Source organism: Vibrio sp. 10N.222.48.A3, from assembly GCF_041475345.1.
Lineage (GTDB): Bacteria > Pseudomonadota > Gammaproteobacteria > Enterobacterales > Vibrionaceae > Vibrio > Vibrio tasmaniensis_A.
Genome location: NZ_JBFRVX010000315.1, coordinates 1 through 4,267, shown reverse-complemented (window position 1 = coordinate 4,267; position 4,267 = coordinate 1). Strand labels below are relative to the sequence as shown.

5 protein-coding genes are annotated in these 4,267 nt (G+C 43.9%); 2 read left to right on the top strand and 3 right to left on the bottom strand.

The window, feature by feature from the left end; genetic code table 11:
- The first annotated feature begins 233 nt into the window (after positions 1–233).
- Both cysS and AB4653_RS10030 read left to right on the top strand, forming a co-directional pair.
- Entirely contained in the window at positions 234–1,619 is a 1,386-nt protein-coding gene (gene cysS / locus AB4653_RS10035; RefSeq protein ID WP_102257836.1) for a cysteine--tRNA ligase, read from the top strand.
- A 97-nt stretch (positions 1,620–1,716) separates the two neighbouring features.
- A complete protein-coding gene (locus tag AB4653_RS10030) occupies positions 1,717–2,295 on the top strand; it encodes a thymidine kinase (RefSeq protein WP_102257837.1) in 579 nt (192 codons plus the stop codon).
- 134 nt (positions 2,296–2,429) lie between these two features.
- Here AB4653_RS10030 and AB4653_RS10025 read toward each other — a convergent pair whose 3' ends face one another.
- From AB4653_RS10025 to AB4653_RS10015, 3 genes are all read right to left on the bottom strand, one after another.
- On the bottom strand, positions 2,430–3,095 hold the full coding sequence (locus AB4653_RS10025; protein ID WP_102257838.1) for a YdcF family protein: 666 nt from the start codon (positions 3,093–3,095) through the stop codon (positions 2,430–2,432).
- On the bottom strand, positions 3,088–3,942 hold the full coding sequence (locus AB4653_RS10020) for an NAD(P)H-binding protein (RefSeq protein WP_102257839.1): 855 nt from the start codon (positions 3,940–3,942) through the stop codon (positions 3,088–3,090). Before AB4653_RS10020 ends, AB4653_RS10025 begins: the two co-directional genes overlap by 8 nt.
- A 114-nt stretch (positions 3,943–4,056) precedes the next feature.
- Entirely contained in the window at positions 4,057–4,266 is a 210-nt protein-coding gene (locus AB4653_RS10015; RefSeq protein WP_372104028.1) for a TIGR02647 family protein, read from the bottom strand.
- Position 4,267: the final 1 nt, after the last annotated feature.

Here is a 4,267-nt window from a genome sequence, read left to right as displayed (position 1 = left end):
GTTGAACTTTGATGTCACCAAAATTTGTGTGAAGGATGATCATGATTGTTACCTTACTGTCTTTTTAATATGAAGTTCGAATTCTAGCGCATGTTGGCGGACTTTCAAATCACCAAATCATTAACTTAACTCGGATGTTTGAGGTAATTCCTGCTTTGGGGGATTACCTATTAAGGTATGACTTGTTATACTGCGATCTTATTTTTGATTAATCCATAAAATAGATAGAGATCATGCTGAAGATATATAACACGCTCACAAGACAGAAAGAGGAATTCAAACCAATTACAGCTGGCAAAGTCGGTATGTATGTCTGTGGGGTAACCATATACGATCTCTGTCATATTGGTCATGGCCGCACGTTCGTTTCATTTGACGTGGTAACTCGTTACCTGCGTTACCTTGGTTACGATTTGAATTTCGTTCGTAATATCACTGATATCGATGACAAAATCATCAAGCGCGCTAATGAAAACGGCGAGTCTTGTGACTCTCTGACTGAGCGTCTGATCGGTGAAATGCACGCGGACTTCGATGCATTGAACATGAAACGCCCAGATGTCGAGCCTCGTGCGACTGAATTCATCACAGAGATCATTGAGTTAGTAGAAAAGCTAATTCAACGTGGCTTTGCTTACGTTGCAAGCAACGGTGACGTGATGTTCGAAGTTAAGAAGTTTGACGAATACGGTAAGCTTTCTAAGCAAGATCTTGACCAGCTTCAAGCGGGCGCCCGTGTTGACATCGATTCTGCAAAACGTAGCCCGTTAGACTTTGTTCTTTGGAAGATGTCTAAGCCTGGTGAACCGACGTGGGAATCGCCATGGGGTCCAGGTCGTCCAGGTTGGCACATTGAGTGTTCAGCAATGAACTCGTCTATTCTTGGCAATCACTTCGATATTCATGGTGGTGGTTCGGATCTACAGTTCCCTCACCACGAGAACGAAATCGCACAATCTTGCTGTGCACATGGCACCCAGTATGTGAATACTTGGATGCACAGTGGCATGGTGATGGTAGACAGAGAAAAAATGTCTAAGTCACTGGGTAACTTTTTCACTATCCGTGACGTACTTCAGCATTACGATGCAGAGACAGTTCGTTACTTCCTAATGTCTGGTCACTACCGTAGCCAACTAAACTACAGCGAAGATAACCTAAATCAGGCTCGTGCATCACTTGAACGTCTCTATACATCACTTCGTGGTCTAGACGTTACCGCAGCCCCTGCTGGTGGTGAAGAGTATGTGACTCGTTTCTCTACAGCGATGAACGATGATTTCAACACACCTGAAGCTTATTCAGTGCTGTTTGAAATGGCTCGTGAAATCAACCGTATCAAGACTGAAAGCATAGAAAAAGCAAGTGCACTAGGTGCGTTGATGCGTGAACTGGCAGACATCATCGGTATTCTTCACCAAGATCCAGAAGCTTTCTTGCAAGGCGATACAGCAGGTAACGATGACGAAGTCGCTGAAATCGAAGGCCTAATTAAGCTACGTAATGACTCTCGCGCTTCGAAGGATTGGGCAAATGCCGATCTTGCACGTGATAAGCTGAACGAGCTAGGTATTGTTCTGGAAGATGGTCCAGAAGGTACGACTTGGCGTCGTAAGTAAATCTTATAAAAAGGGCTGATTTTCAGCCCTTTTTTCTAGCAAAAATTCTCTAATTTCACCTTTTTATCTTCAACTTTTAATTAACAGGAATATTTCTGTGGCTCAGATGTATTTTTATTACTCGGCAATGAACGCGGGTAAATCAACAACGCTTCTTCAATCTTCATTCAACTACCAAGAACGTGGTATGACACCAGTGATCTTTACGGCTGCATTAGATGATCGCTATGGTATCGGTAAAGTGAGTTCACGAATTGGTCTTCAATCTGAAGCTCAACTGTTTAAAAACGACACCAATATGTTTGAGGCAATTCAAAAACTCAACGAAGAAGAAAAGCGTCATTGTGTATTGATCGATGAGTGTCAGTTTTTGTCGAAAGAGCAGGTTTACCAACTAACAGAAGTGGTTGATAAGCTGCACATCCCTGTACTTTGCTACGGTTTGCGCACTGACTTCTTGGGTGAATTATTTGAAGGTAGCCGCTACTTGTTGTCTTGGGCTGACAAATTAGTAGAACTTAAAACAATTTGCCACTGTGGCCGTAAGGCCAATATGGTAATTCGTACAGATGAGCACGGTGTGGCAATTGCTGTAGGTGACCAAGTCGCTATTGGTGGCAATGACCAATATGTTTCGGCTTGCCGTTTACATTATAAAGAAGCGTTAGGTAAATAAGCAGCTCTTTGGTTAATTCTTCTTAAGTGAATAAAGCTGAAATCAACAAGCTCAAGTAATAGCTAGAATAAGAAACGGTGGCCAAGTGCCACCGTTTTTGTTTTCTGAAAAAGAGTATTGCGTGACTTAAAGTTTTATTCGAAACCCAGCTTCTTCAATGCTTGATAGGCATGGTCAACGTCGTCAGGGATGGGCATCTCAATTTGAAAGCCCTGAGCGGGGTAGGATTTGATTCGCTCATAATCAGCAATCAATGCACCTAACACCATGTCTAACGGCAACTCTTCGTTAAAGTAATCATCCCAGTCTTGCCATTGTGAAGTGACTTGAATCTCGGTAACTTCGTCAGGCCACTGTTTAGCAAACGTTGCGTAAGTGCGTTTCTCCATAAAGGGCTTCTGAACTAGGGTCAGCCGTTTAGGTGATAATCCTCGCTGATCCAGTAGCTCGTAGGTAAACCGTACATTTTCCCCAGTGTTTGTCGCGTGCTTCTCAATGATAATGTCTAAGTCAGGCACACCACAGTCTCGTGCGATAGAAGCGAACGTTTCTGCTTCTGAACGCTCAAAGCTTCCTTCTGTAAAACGTCCCACACCACCAGAAAAAACGATGTAAGGCGCTATCTTTTGGTGATAAAGCTCGGCTGCATATTCAGCGACGCGGGTATCGTTGCTACACAATACAAAAATACAGTCTGAAGGCGTAACCTTGTGACCCATAGACATAAAGTTCCAAAGGGTGTCTACTGAGCGATGCAGTTTTATATTGGGATTTCTCTTAGCTGTAGATTGCTCAGTCATGAAGTGCGTCCAGTGTGGATTCGAATTTAAACGAGTAACCTAAGTCGAGAATCTTTTTCGACGAGATCAGTTTGTCTGGCGTATCGACAAGAGGGGGAAGTGGCTCGCTGCTATTGGCACTTTTTAATGCTGCTGCGTAGAACTCTGCCTTGCTCACTGTATTTGGTGTGGTGACATTTACGATTTCATTGTGCAGTTGATTGATGGCGAAATCGACCGCACCAATCGCATCATCAAGGTGAAGCATGTTGGCAGGAGCTTGAGTACTAACCTGCTTCAATTTACTTGCAAACCTCGATGGGTGACGGTTCGGGCCAATTAATCCACTGAAACGAAGAATGGTGTAATCGATGCCGGAATCCATCACCAGCTGTTCAGCTTTCAGCATCACGCGTGCATTGTCCGAAAATGCGGATGCTTGCTCGTTTTCTGAGGTAGAAAGAGTGAGTGAGGCGTCTTGCTCGTACAGAACTCCGGGCTTGGTTGGGTATACCGTCGTCGAACTGACCATAATGAGCTTTTTCACGTTAGCCTTCTGGCAAGCCCTGGTCAGTTGTTGCCAATAGTCGGCGTACTCGACACCAGCGCCTTTTCTAAAGCCGGGAGGAAAGCTACCAATCACTATCTCAGTATTGTTTTCCAATAGGAGTGAGTAGAGTTGGCCAATAGAGCGTTCAGGTTGTATTGCATCAAAACTGAATACTTCACAAGGAATGCGTTCGTTGCCAATAGCGTCAGCGCCTTCTTGGGTAGTCTTCGTCACGACGACTTGGTTATCATGTTTTTCTAAATGTTCAGATAAAGGTGCACCGACCCATCCTGCACCAACAATAAATATAGAAGCCATGTGTTCCTCACAACTGCAAATGACGAATTTACAATAAGCCTAACAAACCTTTGCCCAAAAATGAAAAAACTCCACGGCCGAAGCGAGTGGAGTTTTTACTAGAACCGTGGAGTTTTAGTTCAGTACGCGAAGTAACTTGTCTGCGCGCTCTGCCATCTGGATACCTTCATCTGTTAGGTAACCACCGTCTGGCTGAGTGCAAAGATTCTTTTCGAATAGGCGCTTAACAGCGTCTTGAGTTTCTTGAGCAGCCTCTTGATGAACTTTAATTCCAGTAGCGGCGCTACTTACATCAAATTGAAGAAGGAGGTTTAAATCAGCAATA